Source organism: Pseudomonas luteola NBRC 103146, assembly GCF_002091675.1.
Lineage (GTDB): Bacteria > Pseudomonadota > Gammaproteobacteria > Pseudomonadales > Pseudomonadaceae > Chryseomonas > Chryseomonas luteola.
In genome coordinates, this window is sequence record NZ_BDAE01000011.1 from 1 (window position 1) to 19,949 (window position 19,949).

Consider the following 19,949-nt stretch of genomic DNA (forward strand, 5'->3'; position numbering starts at 1 on the left):
CACGTGCCGACACTTGGGCCCAATGGCAGGAAAGTTTTGTGCAAGACAGTCCGCTACGCAGCATCCTGGCCATTATCCGGGTCGGATTATCAGGTTATAAACGCATGCTGCAGCACTCCCCCAGGCTTTCCCGTCCGTTTATCAAGGGCTCGGTATGGCTGGTGGAGAAACTCGTGTCGTTCATACCTGTAACCCCTGTCTTACCGCCAAAACGAACACAACAGCAAGGATAAGCATGAAAGGCGTAATCCGCTTTCTCATCGCAGCGGCTCTCTTGACCTGCGCTCCCTGGACTACCGCGGCGCCTACGGTTGCGCCTGCTCCCAACACGACACCCGTTGCCCCACCGGTACAGGAGCGGCAGCTGGGCTTCAATCAGATCTCATCAGCGGGAAACCTGACGACCCGTAATGTCTTGAGAAATCTCTACGCATCGTTTGGGTTACGTAGCGATGAGGTCGTCACAGGCGCTCGACTCCATTTGGTGTATACCCCCTCGCCGGCGCTGATTCCGGTGCAGTCGCACCTGAAAGTCTATCTGAACAATGAGTTGATGGGGGTATTGCCTATCAATCAGGCGGATCTGGGCAAGGAAATCACGCGGGATCTACCGCTCGATGCCCAGTTTATTTCTGATTACAACAACGTGCGCTTTGAGTTGGTTGGCCACTATGCCCCCATTTGCGAAGACCCGCTGCACTCCAGCCTATGGGTTGACTTCAGCGCGAAAAGCCAGCTGATCCTGAGCACTCAGGCACTAAAGATCCAGAATGACTTATCCAAATTACCAGAGCCCTTTTTCGATCAACGCGACCCAACGCCCCTGAGCGTTCCATTCATCTTTGCAGATCGGCCTAACAGTGCCGAGCAGACTGCTGGGGCAGTAATGGCGTCCTGGTTTGGAACGCTGAGCGACTGGCGAGGCGCCAGCTTTCCAACCTCATTTGGACGCCTGCCCTCTCAAGGCAATGCCGTTGTGTTTGCAACGAATGCACAATTGCCTGCGTTGATTGAAGACCATGCGGAGGTGACAGCACCGACCATTGAGATTGTCGAGAATCCGCAAAATCCCTACGGGAAGCTGTTACTGATCCTTGGGCGTGACGACAACGACCTGCTGACCGCAGCGAAAGCTGTCGCCCTGGGCGCTGTTACGCTACGAGGGCAATCCACCACCGTGGACTCTCTGCAAACCCTGGCACCCCGCCAACCCTACGATGCCCCAAATTGGGTTTCACTGGATCGCCCTACTCGATTGGGCGAGCTAATGGATTATCCCAATCAGCTGGAAGTCACCGGCATGGTGCCGCGACCGATTACGCTGGCGTTCAATATTCCGCCGGACCTGTTCGTGTGGCGTAATCGCGGTATCCCGCTGGATCTTAAATACCGCTACACGCCCCCGCTCCGTGACGATACGGCCTTGTTGACGGTCAACGCCAACAACCAGTTCATCAAGGCCTTTACGCTGAGCAAGAATGCCAACCAGAGCATGGGCGGTGTTAATCTGCCGATTCTTAACGAAAATCTGCTAGGGACCAGTACCGGCTTTCAAGTGCCGTCACTCAAGCTAGGGGCTCGCAATGAGCTGCGTTTTGATTTTTCTTTCGGCGCCTTCCCGGCCAATGGCGACAATACCAGCTGCACTACGACGCTTCCGCTCAATGTTCAGGCCGCAATCGATCCGGACTCGACCATTGATTTTTCTTCGCTCTATCACTACAAGGCCATGCCCGATCTACGCGCCTTTGTCAGTGCCGGATATCCCTTTACTCGCCTTGCCGATCTATCCCAGACGCAGGTAATGATGCCCTCGCAGCCAACGCCGGAACAGACAGGCCTTTTGTTTACGTTGATGGGACGCATGGGGGCCATTACAGGCTATCCCGCGACACAGGTCTCCATTGGTGATGACTGGTCAACCATAAAGAAAGGCGAACGCGACGTTCTGATAATAGGTGAAATTCCCGAGCAGGCTCGGACCGAGTTGGACAAGAATATGACAGCGTTCGTGGATGAGACCCGAACGTCGCTCATGCTTCCCAACCGCAAGACATCCCGCCTTGAGTCACCGCTACAGGACACCGGGTCTGCCATGGCAGACACACAATTGCAAACGTCGTCGTCGGGGCCGATCTCGGCGCTGGTCGGGTTTGAATCCCCATACGCCAGCTCGCGCAGCGTAGTCGCTCTGATGGGTTATGGCGAAAACAGCTATCAGCAGCTGCAAGAGGCCTTGAGCCAGAATACCGGGCTTGAGAATGTCACCGGGTCCGTCAGTCTTTTCCGCGGAGACCGGATCGACAGTCATATCGTAGGAGAGCCTTACTACGTAGGTAGCCTGCCCTGGTGGCTGCTTCTCTGGTATCACCTGTCCGCACATCCGCTACTACTGGCATTCATTGCAATCGTGACCACACTGATATTGGCTGCCCTGCTCTGGAATGTCCTCCGCTGGCTGGCGCGCCGTCGCCTGCAGGAACAGGAGTAACCTTCATGAAAAAAGTGCTTGCCTCCCTCTGTCTGATCAGCCTTGCCAGTCCTGCCTCGGCTGCCTGCCAGTGGCCGGCTTGGGAAAGTTTCAAGCGCGGGTTCATCGAAAATGGCAGGGTGATCGATCGCAGCGACGAGCGCGCAATCACAACATCGGAGGGACAATCCTACGCGCTCTTTTTCGCCCTGGTAGCAGGTGACCGAACCACGTTTCAGCGTTTAGTCAACTGGACGCAGGGCAACCTGAGCCAGGGAGACTTTTCCAAACACCTGCCTGCCTGGCTCTGGGGGCGTGCGGAAAACGGCAACTTTCAAATACTGGATGACAACGCAGCTTCCGATGCCGACCTCTGGATTGCCTACAGCCTTCAGGAAGCCTCGCGCCTCTGGCGGATTCACAATTACCAGACGTTATCCAATCGGCTTCTGCAGCAGATCGAAAAGCAGGAAGTCGCGCGGGTTGAGGGGCTTGGTCCGGTGCTTCTGCCCGCCCCGGTCGGTTTTACCAACGAGGACAGCTGGACGCTAAACCCCAGCTACACGCCGCTCTTTTTGCTTAGCAGCTTCGCTTACAAGCATCCGGAAGGCCCCTGGCAAGGCATGATTGCTCCTACGCTGCGACTGCTGAACGAAACCGCGCCCAAAGGCTTTGCACCTGACTGGATTGATTGGCGCTCAGGTGCCTGGCATGGCTCCGAGCGGAGCGGCTGGCAAGGCAGTTATAACGCCATTCGTGTTTACCTGTGGGCAGGTATGCAGGCGCCTGGATCAGCCGGCCGGGATAGCCTGCTTTCGCGCTTTCAGCCCATGCAGACTTATATCTCGCAACGGGGGTACCCGCCCGAAGAGGTCAATGCCGAGACAGGGACTACTCAAAACCGCGGGCCTTTAGGCTTCTCGGCGGCTGTACTTCCGCTTCTGGCAAGCCTGGGTGACAAGGCGGCTCTCGACGCTCAGCTAGCCCGTTTGAAGCAGGAGCCGCTCGAGGCAGATGCCTATTATGGCAATGTCCTGTCGCTGTTTGGACGAGGCTGGCAAGAAGGTCGCTTCCGCTTCAACGTTCATGGTGAATTGCAGTTGCCGGATACCGCTGCATGCCCACGCTGATTGTTCTGCTGTCTCTTCTATTGGTTAGCCTGTCGGCCCAGGCCGAGGGGCCCGTTACGCCGGAGGATCGGCTAATGGCGCAAGTCAGGGCTGGCGAGGCGCGTAACAAAGATGACCTGATCGAAGACAGCCTTTACCGCCTCTTCAAAATTGCACCTGATCATCCGGAAGGCTTGGCTGCCCTCGCCCGCCTGAAGTTAAGACAGAACAAGCCGCAGGAAGCACAGGCCGCACTGAAACATCTGGAGAAGGTTGCTCCAGGTTCGCAGGCGTTGAGTCTGGTACGGCTTGATATCGAACTCGACCAGCCACAAAAAAAAGCGCAGCTTCTTCAAGCCAGGCTGCTCGCGCGGGCGGGGCGCTATGACGAAGCCCTGAAGCTATACGATGAGCTATTCAAGCCAGGCCTGCCGTCGCCGGAATACGAGCTGGAATACTGGCAAGCGGTTGCCAATACGCCGCAGGGTCATACCAGAGCCCTACAGGGTATTCAATCACTGGTAAATCGCTATCCGCAAAGTGGCAATTATCGGCTGGCGCTGGTCAGACAGCGCCTCGATCTGAATCGTTATGATCCAGAGGCCTATAAGGACTTGGAAAAGCTCAGTCAGGACCCCTACGCCCGCCAGGGCGCCTCTGCAGTATGGCTGGACCAACTCCAGCGAATGCCAGTTGAAGATCGGGCTGTCACGCTCTGGAAGCGTTACCTTGAGTCCTACCCGGATGCAGCTCCTATCGCCCACGAGGGATTAGCCGCGCAGCAGCAACTGCTGGCAAACCCGACTTTCAGAGCCAAGCAAAGGGCTCAGCAGCTTCTGGAGCAAGACTCACAGGACTATGCTGCTATCGAGCGCGCCCTGCAGCAGGCCCTTAAGGGCTTCCCCAATGATTCTGACGCTTTAGGCAACCTGGGAAGACTACGGCAACGGGAAGGCAGGCATCAGGACGCGTTAGCCTTTTACCAGCGAGCCCTGGCCAGCGAGCAGAACATCGACCAGCGAGCCAAGTGGCAAAGCCTGATCAACACAGCCCAATTCTGGGCAACCCTCAATGACGGGGATACTGCACTGCGTGCAGGCAATTACACTGCAGCAACAAAGGCCTACCAGAACGCTGCCAGACTGCAACCTCGCGCCGTAGAGCCCTTGACGGGCCTTGCCGATGTCTATGCAGCGCAGGGTGATACGAACAGAGCCGAGCAGACCTACAAGCGGGCGCTGGCCTATGACCGTCGAAACGGTCCAGCACTACGGGGCCTCATCAACCTTTATCTTCAGCAAAACCAGATCGACACGGCCAAATCTCTTATCGCCTCCCTTCCCCAGGATCAGCGTCAACGTTATACACCTGAGTTGAACCGGATTCAGGCGAACATCTTGTCGCGCGAGGCCGATGCCCATGCCGCCAAAGGTCAATGGGCAACCGCTGAGCACAAGCTGACAGAAGCCCTTGAGCTGCAGCCGCAGGATCCCTGGCTGGCCTATAACCTTGCTAGAGCGCGCGCAGCACTGGGTAATCCAAAGGCAGAAGACGCCTTTGCAAATCAGCTGCGTCAGCGCTCCACTGATCCGGTCCTGCGGTACGCCCACGCGCTCTTTCTAGACAGTCAGGACCAGGCGCAACGGGCGCTTGGTAGCCTGCGACAAGTCCCTGCCAACCAGTGGAGTGAGGATATGCACAGCCTTGCCTATCGACTGGATTACGGCCTGACCCTGGCTCAAGCGCGCGATTTAAACAATCAGGGCCGCACCCAGGATGCGACCGCCCTGCTTGAAAAGGCACGTACGCGCTTTCCCAAGGAAGCGGGTATTCCTCTCCTGCTGGGCGAGTGGTCGGTATTAGGTGGACATCCTGGCGAGGCCAAACGTTATTACCGTGCAGCTCAGGTACTTGAGCCCGACAATATAGAAGCCGGACTCAGCCTGGCAGAGCTTGCCCATCAGCAGAGCCTTGATATCCAGGCACGGCGCCAACTGGCCGAGCTGTCTTCCAAGGCAGCCACGGCGGGACAGCAACGTCGGATGGCCAATCTCTGGTCGGAATTGGGAGAGCCGGAGAAAGCCGCTGCCTACATGAATGCCGCGCTGGAGGTCGAGACCCGTGATCCGCTCCTATGGCGCGACGCGGCGCGGTTCGCCAGACGCAATCAACAGCCGGACCTGGCGCTTGATCGCTATCGCCAGGCCATGCGCACAAGCAACATGGGCGATCCGGGCCAAAACGATGCGCAGTTCACCCGACAAACTCGAGTACAACCTGATGACGACTGGCTCAACCGCAGCATTCGCAGCGATACCGCTGAGCTTTATCAACAGCAGACCGCTACTGCGACACTGCAGTATGACGCATGGGACAGTTCAGGCACACCGGGTATATCGGACCTCAAGGCCCATGATCTACGCTTTGAAGCTGATCATCCCCTCAGGGATGGCAAAGGCTTTTTCCGGGCGGAAACCATTACGATGGATAATGGCAGCCTGGGAAACATTCTTGAGCAGAACAACTTTGGAAGTGTCGCCCTCTGCCAGACCCGTGAGGAATGCAGTCGCGGGCATGTCAATCAACGCGCCCAAGGTACCAGCCTGGCTGTTGGCTGGCGTGGGCAGGACACCCAGTGGGACGTAGGTACTACGCCCCTGGGGTTTCCAGTACAGGATATCGTGGGAGGTGTACGCCTGAGCGGCGATCTTGAGTCCCTTGGCTGGACAATGGATATCTCCCGCCGCGCCCTGTCCACGTCCTTATTGGCCTATGCAGGTACTGAAGACCCTCGCACAGGCAAAACCTGGGGTGGCGTCCGTACCAATGGGGTATCGCTTGGTTTAAGCTACGACCAGGGCGGCTTCTACGGCATCTGGTCGAGCCTGCAGGCCCATCGCCTGACGGGTAAAAACGTGGAAAGCAATGATCGCCTGCGCCTGACGAGCGGAATCTACTTTCGCCTGATCGACGAGCCCAATCGACGCCTGCGGGTTGGCAGTAACGTCATGTACTGGCACTTCAAGGAAAACCTGAGCGGTTATACGTTCGGCCAGGGAGGCTATTATAGCCCACAGCAATACCTGTCCTACTCTGTCCCGATCAACTTTGCGCAACGCTGGGATGCTTGGTCGTTTTACGCCGAAGCATCAGCCAGCTACTCGTGGGTGAAAGAGGATGATGCGGATTACTTCCCGACAAAGTCCGCCTGGCAGCGCGAAGCAGGAAATCCTGTACTGACGGGAGGCCGCAGCAAAGGCCTTGGCTATCGAGCCAGCTTTTCGCTGGAGCGTCGTCTTTCGCCCAACTGGTTCATCGGTACGTCTGCCGGAATCGAGCGCTCCGTGGGGAGTGACTACAAACCCAACCAGGCACTCGTGTACCTGCGCTACAGTTTTGCTCCCTGGGAAGGCGATCTCAGGATGCCGCCCGAGCCACTTCAGGAATATGCACAGTTCAATTAAACCCAGGCCAGCCTGAAAGAGATTTTCAGGAACCCTGGGCATCTGGATCAGTCCCTTCCCTGTAACCAACAGCCCGCCTGCTCTCGTTGAACAGGCACAGCGCTGACCCTGGATGATCCACAGGAGTGAGACATGACCCAATCCCAAAACGAAAATCGCCGCATCGTAATGGCCTCGCGCCCGCAAGGCGCACCGACGCAAGAGAACTTTCGTCTGGAGCGCGAGCCTCGCCCTGAGCCAAAAGACGGTGAAGTATTGCTGCGCACGGTCTACCTGTCTCTCGACCCCTACATGAGGGGCCGGATGAGCGATGCGAAATCTTATGCCGATCCGATGCAAGTGGGCGATGTGATGGTGGGAGGCACGGTTTGCCGCGTGGAAAGCTCCCGACATCCGGATTACAAGGAAGGCGAATGGGTATTAGCTGCTAATGGCTGGCAGGATTATGCCGTCTCCAATGGCGATGGTCTCAACAAGCTCGGCGATAACCCGGAGCATCCCTCCTGGTCATTGGGCGTTCTTGGAATGCCTGGTTTTACTGCTTACATGGGGCTGCTTGATATCGGACAGCCCAAGGAGGGTGAAACCGTTGTGGTTGCCGCGGCCACCGGTCCCGTTGGCTCGACGGTGGGACAGATTGCCAAGCTCAAGGGCTGCCGCGTTGTAGGAATCGCGGGCGGAGCCGAAAAATGCCAGCATGCCGTAGAAGCCCTGGGCTTTGATGAATGCATCGACCACCGGAGTGAGCATTTTGCCGAGGCACTGGCCAAGGCCTGCCCTAAGGGTATCGACGTGTATTTTGAAAACGTAGGCGGCAAGGTATTCGATGCGGTTCTGCCTCTCCTGAACACCAAGGCACGCGTACCGGTGTGCGGTCTGATCGCCACTTACAACAAGGATCCAAAGGATCTGCCTGACGGCAAGGATCGCCTCCCGATGCTGGAGGCTACGTTCCTGCACAAGCGCATTCGCATGCAAGGGTTCATCATCACCATGGACTATGGCGACCGTTACGGTGAGTTCCTGGAAAACATGACGCCCTGGGTAAGCGAAGGCAAGATCAAGTACCGCGAGCAGATCGTGGACGGTCTGGAAAACGCCCCTGACGCGTTTACGGGCCTCCTGGAAGGCAAGAACTTTGGCAAGCTGGTCGTCCGGGTCGGCAACGACTGAAGCTAGCGCCAGAAAGGCCAGCCGTACATTACGACTGGCCTTTCTCGCTTACTTCCCCCGCTCCGGATACTTGATCCAGCTTTTACCATCCAGCCTCAAATAATGCGTATTGTTGAAACGCATCATCACACTGCCTTCGTTTTCCGCCACCACATGATCCAGCTGCGGCAGGCTGGTAATAACGGCATTCAGGTCGAAATTCGGATTTTTCCAGGCAGCGCCATCCACCAGGTGATTAATCAATTCCGACAACGCAAAGTAGCTGGCAGGTGTACGGATATGAACAGGCGCCCCGCTCAACGTCGCCTTGGCATTGATGAGTTTTACGCCGGCCGGAATGTGCGTCACGGTAGGGCTTGGAATTTCTCGCATTCCCTTGATCTGCATGAGATCGCCTCGCAATGCGGCGCCATGCTCGGACACGATCACCAGCAGAACCGGCTTTCCAGAAGCCTGGAGGCGATCAATAAATCCGCTCAGGTCATCTAGTACGTTTTGCAGACGCGGCTTGTATTCTGCCGTGACCGTCTTGCCGGACGTTGGATCAATGACCCGATTCCCGTCGTGCAGCGAGATTGTGTTATAAAACATCGCCTCGCGCGCTGACGCATTGTCTAGTCGCTGTTGCCACCATTTGGAGAGCACTTGTCCATCACGGTAAATGGGCGAGCCATCAAAGCCCGTCATGACGGGCCGCAAGTCCCCAAACGGGAAAAGAGTCGCCTGCATATCACCGTTGTCTTTGACCTGCCCGATCAGATTATCGAAGCGACCGGTATGGTTCATGACCATGGCCTCGTCAAAACCCAACTGCTTGAGATTTTCGAAGAGAAAGCACTGTTTGCTGGCAGGCTGATACAACCCGGCATTAGGCAACTGGCCGCAGCTCGCTCGAAGCAGCCTCAATACAGCTGGTCCGCTGTAAGTAGCGGCCGAATTGAAGTCATCAAACAGCACGTCCATCTTGTTCCAGAGCGGATGCTGACTGAGTCCGACATCCTCCATGTCGTCCCAGGCCAATGAGCAGATATTCAGGATCAGCACGTCAAAGGGGGCCGCGTCGCTACCTAGAGTTGGAGGGAACTGGCTGACCAGAGTGCTCTGATGGGTATAAAAATCACTGAGTGTTGCATTGAGATTAGCATCGGTTGGCTCTACCGTTCCGCCCGCCACCGGCCTGGGCACAGGCGACGCCTGTCCTCCAGGCTGTACAGCCGTGGTTGGGACGTCTACAAGTGTTGGTCCCGCGGCAGGGTTTGATGAACGCCAGAAGGTTGTCTGGCCAGCAATCAGAATCGCTACCAAGGCTACAACCGTTACCGCCGTGAAACGTATCCACTGACTGAAGAACAGGTACCCCACCAACAGCACGAGACCTGCGGCCAGCCAGGAAGTATTAATGAACCGCCCTACCAGCTCAAGGATATAGTCAAAGCTGAACGCCGATATCTCAGCAGACTGGGCAAAGAGCCGGCTGACAGGGGGTAGCCAGGTGTCATATAGATAAAGCGACACGCCAATGGGAATCGCCACGACATGCCTCAGACGGTGCAGCCATACCGGCGGCAGCGGCACCAACAGAAAAGCCGCAAAGGCCAAATTCTCCAACGCATGAAAATTTAGCAGGCCTTGCCAGACCAGCACGAATTTGGTGAGGAAGTAGTAATTCCAGAAGCCCAACCCTCGCCAGTATTGAAGCGCGGTGGGTGGCGGCAGCAGTGGTCTATCGGTCATAAACACATCTTCAATCAAGGCGTCCTGCCCGCTCAAGGCGATAGCGAGGCGTAGTCGAATGGATGATGGAGCATAAACGTCCGTCAGGTTTACTGATTACCCCGCCCTTTTGTCTCGCCATCACGAATCTTGCCCCCTTTAAGCTCTATCGAGGGTTTCAGGTAACGAGGCCTTTGTGTCTTGTGAAATATCCAATCCAGTATGGCCTTCCAAGCCGAGCGCAGCAAAAAACCCGCCAGAAAGGCCAGAATGCCGGTCAGAATGATGGCGTAGTGAAACAGCTCATCGCTCATGGGTTGCAGTCCTCTTTACCATAAGCGAAACACGCCTCAATACAGGCTGTGGCTCACCCGATTCGGGAGAGACATCTTTGATGTCAGCCGGCTCGGCAATACCTTTGAGCCGGAAGGCAAGGTCATCCGTATAGTCATGCTGGGCCGGTAGCGCATTCATTCGACTCAGCTCCAGCCCCAACCGCTCGGCACTGTCATAAATCTCGATACTCGATGCCAGCGTATCGACAGAAACACGAAAAATATTTCGCAAGGCCGGTTCGATATCGTTAAGGCGACACGCAAACAGATACAGGTACAAGCTTTGCTCGACCACCGTCACGAAATCGCCACGACGCTTCATGTCGCACTGTGCCAATAGATCCAGAGCGGCCAGACCATGGGCGGGCTTGAGCTTTAATACCATGCCGGGCAGCTCATCCTGTACGATGCGCTCCAGTTCGGCCTGTACACTGCCAATAAAGGTCTCTGCAGCCACATAGCCACGCATGAACTGGGGACGTAATGCCTGCAGGAGCTTATCGAAGTCCGTATCGCCCGTTCGCCGATAAATCTGTCCTTGTACACTTTGCAACTGACTAAAGAAACGGGATACATCGTTCAGGTACGGCACAACGAGGTTGGTACCCGCTGAAAAGAACAGCCGTTCATCCACGTGGCGAAGACACTGACTGATTTCACGAATCACAATCTTGAGCCGATTGCCTCGGGCAGCGCGTAAGCCATGGATCTGTCTTGCCAGCTCCTCTACCTTGCCCGCAGTTGCAATGCCCAGCACTACCGTAGCGGCATGGGCGCCATGGGCTGCATTAAGCAGATCTTCCAGTGAGTCAAACAGCTGCCAATGCCGGGAGGGTGCCTGTCGGCCTGCCAGGCATTCTCGCCAGGCCAGAACCACCTCGTCATCACGGTTACTGGTAGACACTTCCACATCAGCGGCATTGGCCAGTCGCAGGCCGGACTCACTCAGCTCAAGTGAGAAGTCAGCATGAAAAACGCCACCCTCCCCGCTACGCCAGTGATCAATATGGTAATGCACATGAAAGGCATGGCGCTCCATTTCACCCAGGCCGGATAACTCATCACTCAGCGGCGCCAGACGTGTCCGCTGCTGGACACCATCTCCCACCCCAATCATGAGCCATGTAGCCTTGTGCTTACGGACCCATCCGGCCAGATGAGCCAGCCGCTTTTTCAGCGCAGCCTCGGTCAGACTGTCCAATTGGCGAACATCGTACTGCACCACGATCAGCCGGCCGGCCAACCTGCCGTACCATTCAAGCTCTTCGGTCAACCGCTCCAGCCAGCGCTCATGGTTCTGTTCAGCTAGCGTATAAAACCGGACGTTAGTTTTATGAGCCAGCAGAACGTCGATCCAGCTGTCCTTGGGCCGGTCAGGCAATACGCAAATTGACGATACGTCCGAAGCCTGCTCATGGAGGGTTGACAGCAGCAACGTATCGGCCACCAGAGCCTGGTTAACCAACAACCAGTACAGGCCAGGCTGGCGCATATGGCCATATTGTTGAGGTAGGGAATGAATAGCGATGTGCAAACTGTTCGCCTTTGCCTGAAGATAAACACAGCATTGCAGACAACCCAGCGAACATCCAGTTGGCCACACGCCACAATCCCGGTTTTTGACAGTACCCAGGGGAAAAGTCAGCCTAGCCATTCAATAGCCAGCAACTTGGCAAACAACAGTCGAGCGATTAAGCAGCGACCTCATAACCGCACCTACCACCATCCTTCCCGTATAGCCTTCAGGCCATCAGAAGTTTTGGCCATAAAAGGCAAGTCGCGGCGGACATGTCGCCACGACACGCTGCGGCTTGAGTCAACAGCGTCGGTGAAACAACCTCTTTCTTGATCTAAATCAAGACGTAAGACAGGAAAAGAAGATCTGACAAACGGTCAAGCCGTGCGGGAATGTTTAGGAAATTCCGTATCTAATACTCATCACGGAAAACGCTGCTCTTTGATCATGAAGTCACTTCTTCACCTGTCGGATCTCTCGCTTGGACGCTACCAGGTCAATACAGTGGTCGATTGCGATGGTAGCCTGACCATTACTGCAGCTCCCGTAACGGGGAATTCTCCGCTCACCTGGAAGCTGACCTCAGCGCAAGTCCAGAACCCTTTGCTGATGGACACTGTGCTAACGGACATAGAGCGCGAACTTCGCAAACCAACGTCTTTCAGCGAACCCTGCCTGCCGGATCTGACACTCGCAACTTACGCCCCAAGCGCTCGGTATCTAAAACGCTGACATCCTGCCCGTATATTCGGCAGAAATTTCACTCAGAATGCACAAAACCCCTGGAGCTTTCGCTCTCAGGGGTTTTGTTAATCTGGCGGTGAGGGTGGGATTCGAACCCACGATACGATTTCTCGTATACACACTTTCCAGGCGTGCTCCTTCAACCGCTCGGACACCTCACCAGAATTTTTCTCAACGTCTGCGTCGTTGAGGTGCGCCACTATATCCATGTAGTTTTGAAATGGCAAATTTTTTTTAATGTATTCATGCATTTAAATCAGAAAGCCCAGTTCACGCGTGACCAGGCAGTCAACCAAACGGCTTTACGTGACTCGAAACAGTCGTTACGTTCACCGCAATATCAATAACGACAACGGCTCACTCATGAACGCACTTGTTTCTTATCGCTATGAATCCCCTGTGGCAACGCTTACGCTGAACAACGGCAAGGTCAATGCGCTCTCGCCAGCTGTTATCGATGCGCTGAACGAGGCCCTCGATCAGGCCGAAAAGGACAAAGCCATTGTGGTCATTACAGGCCAACCGGGAATCCTCTCCGGGGGCTTCGATCTGAAGGTCATGATGAGCGGCCCGCAGCAGGCGATCGACCTAGTCACAATGGGGTCTCGTCTGTCACGTCGTCTGTTGTCCCACCCCTTCCCCGTGATAGTTGCATGTGGTGGTCATGCCGTTGCCAAAGGTGCCTTCCTGTTGTTGTCGGCGGACTACCGGATTGGCGTCAAAGGCGCCTTTACCATAGGGCTGAATGAAGTCGCTATTGGTATGACAATGCATCAGGCGGGTATTGAAATCGCACGCGACCGGTTGCCCCGTCCCGCCTTTCAACGAGCCGTGATTGGTGCTGAAATGTTTTCACCTGAAGCGGCTGTCGAAGCAGGCTTTCTGGATGAAGTCGTAGCGCCAGAAGCGTTGGAAGACGCTGTTCACCGCGCCGCTATGCGCCTGAGCAAGCTCAACATGTCAGCCCATGGGAATACGAAGGTAAAGGCCAGAGCGCCATTACTGTCCGCACTGGATGAGGCTATCGCCCTGGACGCCCAACACTTCGGCCGCGCCTGACAATCATCAGACAAACGGCACGCTGTCACGAAACCTCTGTGAAACGCGTCTATAACAGTGAAAAGACGCTGTACAGCGCTCCTTTTAATCGCTAAACACCATTAAGTAGGAGATTTAGAAAAGCTTTAGATCTAAACAGGCTGTAACTTGCGACCTAGTCTCGACTCAATGTGATATGGCCCTTGCGAGGGCCATAATAAATGCCGACAGAGCAATCGAGCTTCTCCCTATAAGAAGAAAGGGCTTGAGTCATGTTAAGAGAACCGACACCCAAGTGGCGGCAAGCGAGCCTTGTGCTGATTATCACCACCATCGTACTTGTACTTCCCAACCTGACTCGCCTGTTGGGAGGCTGATTATCCTGTGGCAGGCAGCCACCATGCCAGCATCAGCGGCAAGAACCCAAACGCCAGTATGGTTGAACACAATACGAGACTGGCTACTTCCTGGGGAGACCGATTAGCGCGTAGGGCATAGAGATAGTTGAAAACCGCTACGGGCATAGATGACTGGGTGACGAGGACAGCATGGGCCAGAGGTGGCAGATGTAGCGCCCAACCCACCAGCCAGCCCACAAGAGCACCCAGGCATAGCCGGATTCCGCCGAATAGGAAGCCGGACCCCAGGTGTTGTGGCCGTATGCTGGCCAGTGACACGCCCAGCGTAATAAGCATGAGCGGAATGGCAAGGCCGGACATGAGGTCGACGGTATTGGCAATCCAGCGCGGCAGTTGGGCATCGAGCATCATGAGCGATAACGCAATCGCTACGCTAATCATGATGGGATTTCCCAGCAACATCTTGAGCGAGCGCTCGCCGGACATCCAGAAGATCCCTAAACTGAAATTACCGATCGACAAGACCAGATAAAATGCCACGGCCAGCGTCATGCCTTGCTCGCCAAACGCATACAGGCACACCGGCAAGCCCATGTTGCCTACATTGGGAAACATGAATGCCGGGGCTAATACCTTCCAGTCTCGCTTGAAGACTCGGGCAAGCCCATAGGCTGCCAACCCCATGATCGCGCAGATAATAACGCAGGCCAGGGCCATTTGCCCAAAGCTGTGCTTGTCGATGTGTGCATGCCCCAGTGTCGCCAGGACCAGACAGGGAGAGGCTACGTTGAAGACCAGGCGGGAGATGAAGTCAGTGGGATATTCATAGCCCCAGCGCTTCCAGAAATAGCCGATACCTGCGCCAATGAGCACAGGCGCCATGACCGCGAATAACTCTGACAGCATGCCTTTCTCCCCTGAATCAAGGGTTCATTATGCCCTCTTGGGCAGGAACGGGGAGTAGTAAATCGGTATCGCAGGACGTGAGATCAGACGGAGCATGTGGCAGAAACTAAAATGAGGCATGACACGAACGGCCATGCCTCGACGTCAGGATCAGGTCCTCCTGATTTCCTGGGTTACGCCCCAGCCATCCAACGTTCCGCCAAGAGGACTGACGACGGCCTCAAGATCAGACTCGAAATCGTCAATTGTCGTATAGGTAGCAAACATGACCTTACTGACCTGTAAGTGCCACCCACCCTCTTCGTGCGGGATTATCTGAGCGTTCAACGACTCTCCCTTGAATTGACATGCAGCCTCTCGGGCCTGTTTTTCATCAGGAAAAATAGCGAAGAAATCGATGGGATGTATGCGTGAGAAGTCGAAACCACCCTCCTTCATCTGCCGGAGCACAGTAAGGCTTACATCATCGGAGATGTTTAAAGGCATAGGGCACCTCCTGCTCATTGAATGGGATTTTTAGTTAATGCGATAGAGCGTGATAGAGGCGTTGCAACGGTGATCGCCGGTATCAGCGAAGCCACCCGCAGAGCCCTTTCAACTAAAAGAACGCCAACACAAACGCCTGACGTATAGCATTGCACACAACTAAAAGAGAGCTTTGAGGCGGCACCGGTTCCTTGGATAGCGACGAGTGGTGCGTGCCCTGCAAATGATCACAGAGCACCTTCCGAAAGTATCAGGCGTTGGAAGTCTTGCCAATGGCGCCTAGTACATATTGAGGCAGCGCAAAGGCACCAATATGGATGTCGGCATTGTAATAGCGCGTAACAATGCCGGAGACTGCGAACCGTTCGCGTAGGGTATCTACCGGCACGAAACGTTTGCCAGCGTCTCGGCTGCCCCAGGCAAAGGTCATCGCGCCGCCAATGTAGGTCGGTACGGCAGCCTGATAGAAATGCCAGTCAGCAAAGAGCCCGTTGACCCGGCTTGCTGTGGTCTTCACTTCGTCAAGCTGCATGAAGGGCGTGCCGTTCTGCGTGACCAGGATTCCACCTTCATTCAGGCAGCGATGGCAGGCCTGATAAAAGTTTTCCGAGAACAGTACTTCACCCGGGCCGATGGGATCGGTCGAGTCGGAAATGATCACGTCGAAACGGTCAGTGGTATTTGCCACGAAGCGCATACCGTCATCGATGACAAGGTTGAGACGCGAGTCGTCAAATGCGCCATTGGAGTGATTGGGCAGATAGGTTTTGCACATGTCGACCACGGCCGCATCGATTTCCACCATGGTGATGTGCTCGACACTCTTGTGCTTGGCCACTTCCCGCAGGATACCGCCGTCACCGCCACCGATGATCAGGACACGCTTGGCCTGACCATGGGCAAACAACGGCACATGGGTAAGCATCTCGTGGTAAATGAACTCATCGGCTTCGGTCGTCTGGATTACGCCGTCCAGCGCCATGACGCGTCCCATGCGGGCATTCTTGAAAATAACGAGTTGCTGGTGCTCGGTACGAACCTCATGGAGCAGCTCGTCCATGCGAAAGCGTTGGCCATAGCCGTCATATAGGGTTTCTAGATAATCTTTCATTGAGAGGTCTCCCGTTCCTCGGATGGGCGGAACGGAAAACGCCCGCCCTGGAAAAGGCGGGCATTGTAAGGGCAATACGTGACGGTCTCCAGACGCGTTCTACTACCCTTTATGCGTTGGCGCCGATACGGACGTACTTCCGCGAGGACCCGCAAGCCCCCAGGCAATCAGCCCCACGACTGGCAGAATGATAATAAGCAGTGTCCAGAAGATCTTCTTGTTACTGGTGCTGTCGCTGCGAATCACGCTAACGATAGCCCAGATATCCAGCAAGAAGACGATGAAACCGATGACACCGCCTATAGTTGAGTTAATCATGGGTGCTCTCCAATTCAGTTCCGGTAAAATTGGGACTGCGCACCCGAGGCGGTAGTTCGCCTCAAACGACCGAATGTCGCTGATATCCCTTTTGTCAGAGCGCCAGAGGGTCGATTTCAGCAAAGCTTTTCACGCAAGGGTGACCGGCCAGATCGCCGCCCTCGCGAACCAGGCCACAGGTTTTCATACCGGCAGACCGGGCAGCATCCAGCTCCTCGACAACATCCGATAAGAAGAGAATTTCATCGGCCTGATGCGTGGTTGCGCTGGCGATACGGCTATAGGAAGCGGCTTCACGCTTGCCTCCGGTCATCGTATCGAAGTAGCCGGAAAACAGCGGCGTCAGGTCTCCAGCCTCGGAACAACCGAAGATGAGCTTTTGCGCCTGCACAGAGCCGGAAGAATAGACGTAAAGCGCAATCCCCAGCGCATGCCAGCGCCGAAGGGCTTCGACGGCATCCGGATAGACGTGCCCTTTCAGCTCGCCGGCCTTGTAGCCCTGTGCCCAGATCATGCCCTGCAAGGCCTTGAGCGGTGTAACCTTACGATCCTCAGCGATCCAGCCCAGCAGAATCTCGATGACGCGCTCGGTATCGGCAGTCAACTCCCCGGCCTCGGCGCGCACCGCATCCAGCTGCTCTGCCACTGCCACCTCCTGAGCATGCTCACGCACATAGCCCGGCAGATGCTTGGCCGCAAAAGGAAACAGGACATCAAAGACAAAGCTGACCGCGCTGGTCGTGCCCTCGATATCGGTCAGGATAGCGCGAATAGTCATGCATCTGCCTCCAGGCGTGGAAAACGGGAAGCAATGTCTTCCCCAGTGAACTGGGCGATCCATCCCTCAGGATTATTGAACAGCCGGATCGCAACGAAGTTGGGCTCTTCGCTCATATCGAACCAGTGCGGTGTACCGGCGGGTACTGAAATCAGGTCATTCTTCTCGCACAGTACGGCATAGATATATTCGCCGATATGCAAGGTAAAGAGGCCACGCCCGGCCACGAAAAAGCGGACCTCATCCTCTGCATGACGATGCTCGTCCAGAAACTTGGCGCGCAGCTCGGCTTTCTGAGGATGATCAGCCTTCATGCTGATCACATCCACGGTCTGATAGCCGCGCTCCTGGATAAGACGATCAATCTCGGGACGATAGGCGGCAATCACTTCTTCCTGGCTCGCCCCCGGCGCTACAGGCGCCGTGGCCTGCCAGCGTTCGAATCGAACGCCTACTTCGGCCAGCGTTGCCGCGATATGATCACCCTGGGTAAGCACCTTGTTGGGCTGCTCGGGATGGGACTCATGGTAGACAGTCAGGCGGCTCATGTCCGGATACTCAATATTTTAAGTTCACATTCGAAAAGAAACTCGAACGCCTCGATCTGGCGCAAGGCATCGCTCATACGAGCCCCCCAAGTATAGAGACCATGACCACGAATCAAATACCCCACGCAGTCTGGATGCGTGTCGAGCCATGTCTGAACATGCGTGGCAAGCCGGGCGATGTCCTGATCGTTTTCAAAGATCGGTACCAGTACCCTGCCCTCGTGGGTCGTGATACCGCTGAAGGCCTTCTGCAGCTCATAGTCATGCAGTACCAGCGCCTCGTCGGCAACCATCCGGGACAGAACCGTGGCATTAACCGAATGCGTATGCAGCACCGCGCCAATCTCCGGCTTCCATCGATACAGCTGGGTATGCAGCAGCGTTTCGGCCGACGGCTTCTTGCCGGGCTCCAGGCTGTTACCTTCTAGGTCCGTTACGAGCACATCATCCAGGCCCAACTGTCCCTTGTGCTTGCCTGAGACGGTAAGCAACGCGCGGGTCTCGGACAGCCGGGCAGAGTAATTGCTACTGGTTGCTGGAGACCATCCCCGACTGTAGAGAAACTGACCCGCCTCAATGATTTGCTGCGCCAGCAGCTCCCGATGATTCATCATGATGTCGATCTTCCAAACGCGTAATGATCATGCATGCCCCCACCAGCGCTGCCAGGCTGGCGAAGCCGAATGTCCAGGCAGGACCCAACACCTGCCAGCTATAACCGGAGTAAAACGCCCCCAAGGCGCCTCCGGTTCCCGACAGTGCAGCATACAGTGCCTGCCCCTGCCCTTGATGTCTGTTTCCGAAACGGCGCTGGATGAAATGGATCGCCGATGCATGAAAACAACCAAATGTAGCCGCATGAATGACCTGGGCAAAGAGCAGAACCCCCAGGTGATCGGCAAGATGCCCCAACAGCAGCCAGCGCAGCGCTGCAAGCAGAAAGCTGGCCGCAAGTACCTGTCTCAGGCTGAACAGGGTCAGCAAACGAGGCATGACCAAAAAGATCAGCACCTCCGCCACAACCCCTACTGCCCACAAGAGACCGATCGTGCCGCGAGCATAACCCAGGTTTTCCAGGTGTATCGTTAGAAAGGTGTAATAAGGCCCATGGGAGAGCTGCATGAGGCAGGCCCCCAAATAAAAAGCCATGACGCCCGGTTGACGCAGACAACCCATGAGTCCGCCTTCGCTTCCGCTGTTTTCCAGTTTTACCGCAAGAGGCGACGGAACCCAGATACTGCCTATGACAATACCGGCCATGATGACCAGCAGGCCGGCTGGGTACAGATCAAGACTGAAATGCTCGAACAGCTTGCCCAGCCCTACCACTGCTGCAATAAACCCGACGGATCCCCAGAGGCGAATGCGGCTATACAGCGAAGCCTGTTCACGCAGGTGTGCCAGGGTAATGGCTTCAAACTGTGGCAGCACCGCGTGCCAGAAGAACGCATGGGCCGCCATGACCAGGGCGAGCCAGGCGTAGCTATGACTGAGGTAAATCCCCGCAAAGCAGATGAGCGTGCAGCAGGCGCCGAAACGAACAATGGTCAACCGCTTACCGGTACGGTCGCCCAGCCACCCCCAGAGATTGGGTGCCAGGCAGCGCATCAGCATGGGAATAGCGACCAGTTGACCGATATGCTCGCTGGAAAACCCCAAATGATGAAAGTAGAGCGACAGAAACGGCGCCGTTGCGCCCAGCAAGGCGAAGTAGAAGAAATAAAAACTGGACAGACGCCAATAAGGAATCGGCATTGACTCATGTGTATTCATGCAGTGCCCGAGTAGGCCGGTACAGCTGATCAGCGGCGTGCCTATTCATGCAGCTGCCCTCCACGGGCAGCTGCAGTTGAACCTGTCTATAGGCTGATAAGCCCGCAA

The 19,949-nt window shown here is 55.8% G+C and carries 17 protein-coding genes and 1 tRNA gene; 6 read left to right on the plus strand and 12 right to left on the minus strand.

The features are described 5' to 3' along the window. The 5 genes from PLU01S_RS25995 to PLU01S_RS13230 all read left to right on the plus strand — a co-directional run. Positions 1–233: hypothetical protein (locus PLU01S_RS25995; RefSeq protein ID WP_218019572.1), on the plus strand; the 233-nt coding region annotated here is incomplete at its 5' end. A 2-nt stretch (positions 234–235) separates the two neighbouring features. Beyond that, positions 236–2,491, plus strand: coding sequence for a cellulose biosynthesis cyclic di-GMP-binding regulatory protein BcsB (bcsB, locus tag PLU01S_RS13215; protein WP_074825368.1), 2,256 nt, complete (start codon positions 236–238; stop codon positions 2,489–2,491). Positions 2,492–2,496: 5 nt separating this feature from the next. Beyond that, a complete protein-coding gene (bcsZ, locus tag PLU01S_RS13220) occupies positions 2,497–3,600 on the plus strand; it encodes a cellulose synthase complex periplasmic endoglucanase BcsZ (protein WP_074825365.1) in 1,104 nt (367 codons plus the stop codon). After that, positions 3,588–7,043 (plus strand): cellulose synthase complex outer membrane protein BcsC, encoded by a 3,456-nt coding sequence (gene bcsC, locus PLU01S_RS13225; RefSeq protein ID WP_074825363.1) that lies wholly within the window; start codon positions 3,588–3,590, stop codon positions 7,041–7,043. The genes bcsZ and bcsC overlap by 13 nt, the downstream gene beginning before the upstream one ends. A gap of 132 nt (positions 7,044–7,175) precedes the next feature. Continuing rightward, positions 7,176–8,216 (plus strand): NADP-dependent oxidoreductase, encoded by a 1,041-nt coding sequence (locus PLU01S_RS13230; protein ID WP_019365081.1) that lies wholly within the window; start codon positions 7,176–7,178, stop codon positions 8,214–8,216. A 48-nt stretch (positions 8,217–8,264) separates the two neighbouring features. Here PLU01S_RS13230 and bcsG read toward each other — a convergent pair whose 3' ends face one another. From bcsG to PLU01S_RS13250, 4 genes are all read right to left on the minus strand, one after another. Continuing rightward, complete coding sequence (gene bcsG / locus PLU01S_RS13235) at positions 8,265–9,950, minus strand: cellulose biosynthesis protein BcsG (RefSeq protein ID WP_074825361.1); 1,686 nt, start codon at positions 9,948–9,950, stop codon at positions 8,265–8,267. Between the two features lie 89 nt (positions 9,951–10,039). Further along, entirely contained in the window at positions 10,040–10,243 is a 204-nt protein-coding gene (locus PLU01S_RS13240; protein ID WP_010798013.1) for a hypothetical protein, read from the minus strand. After that, entirely contained in the window at positions 10,233–11,798 is a 1,566-nt protein-coding gene (gene bcsE, locus PLU01S_RS13245; protein WP_074825359.1) for a cellulose biosynthesis protein BcsE, read from the minus strand. The genes PLU01S_RS13240 and bcsE overlap by 11 nt, the downstream gene beginning before the upstream one ends. A 797-nt stretch (positions 11,799–12,595) precedes the next feature. Further along, positions 12,596–12,685, minus strand: a tRNA-Ser gene (locus tag PLU01S_RS13250). A 202-nt stretch (positions 12,686–12,887) separates the two neighbouring features. Here PLU01S_RS13250 and PLU01S_RS13255 point away from each other — a divergent pair. Further along, positions 12,888–13,583, plus strand: a complete 696-nt coding sequence (locus PLU01S_RS13255; RefSeq protein ID WP_010798010.1) for a crotonase/enoyl-CoA hydratase family protein — start codon at positions 12,888–12,890, stop codon at positions 13,581–13,583. Positions 13,584–13,939: 356 nt separating this feature from the next. On the opposite strand, the gene PLU01S_RS13260 is transcribed toward PLU01S_RS13255, so the two are convergent. The 8 genes from PLU01S_RS13260 to PLU01S_RS13295 form a co-directional block, all read right to left on the minus strand. Next, entirely contained in the window at positions 13,940–14,827 is an 888-nt protein-coding gene (locus PLU01S_RS13260) for an AEC family transporter (protein WP_010798008.1), read from the minus strand. Between the two features lie 150 nt (positions 14,828–14,977). Further along, positions 14,978–15,313: a ribonuclease E inhibitor RraB gene (locus PLU01S_RS13265; RefSeq protein ID WP_010798007.1), complete on the minus strand. Its 336-nt coding sequence runs from the start codon at positions 15,311–15,313 to the stop codon at positions 14,978–14,980. A 250-nt stretch (positions 15,314–15,563) separates the two neighbouring features. Continuing rightward, a complete protein-coding gene (gene speE / locus PLU01S_RS13270; protein WP_019365086.1) occupies positions 15,564–16,424 on the minus strand; it encodes a polyamine aminopropyltransferase in 861 nt (286 codons plus the stop codon). Positions 16,425–16,526: 102 nt separating this feature from the next. After that, positions 16,527–16,742 carry a PLD nuclease N-terminal domain-containing protein gene (locus PLU01S_RS13275; RefSeq protein WP_010798005.1) on the minus strand — a complete coding sequence of 72 codons (216 nt, stop codon included), beginning with the start codon at positions 16,740–16,742 and terminating at the stop codon, positions 16,527–16,529. A gap of 94 nt (positions 16,743–16,836) precedes the next feature. Next, entirely contained in the window at positions 16,837–17,520 is a 684-nt protein-coding gene (gene mtnC / locus PLU01S_RS13280) for an acireductone synthase (protein ID WP_074825357.1), read from the minus strand. Then, positions 17,517–18,068: a 1,2-dihydroxy-3-keto-5-methylthiopentene dioxygenase gene (locus tag PLU01S_RS13285; protein WP_074825355.1), complete on the minus strand. Its 552-nt coding sequence runs from the start codon at positions 18,066–18,068 to the stop codon at positions 17,517–17,519. Before PLU01S_RS13285 ends, mtnC begins: the two co-directional genes overlap by 4 nt. Further along, positions 18,065–18,682 (minus strand): methylthioribulose 1-phosphate dehydratase, encoded by a 618-nt coding sequence (locus PLU01S_RS13290; protein ID WP_010798002.1) that lies wholly within the window; start codon positions 18,680–18,682, stop codon positions 18,065–18,067. Before PLU01S_RS13290 ends, PLU01S_RS13285 begins: the two co-directional genes overlap by 4 nt. Further along, positions 18,642–19,823, minus strand: a complete 1,182-nt coding sequence (locus tag PLU01S_RS13295; protein ID WP_074825353.1) for an MFS transporter — start codon at positions 19,821–19,823, stop codon at positions 18,642–18,644. Before PLU01S_RS13295 ends, PLU01S_RS13290 begins: the two co-directional genes overlap by 41 nt. Positions 19,824–19,949 lie beyond the last annotated feature (126 nt).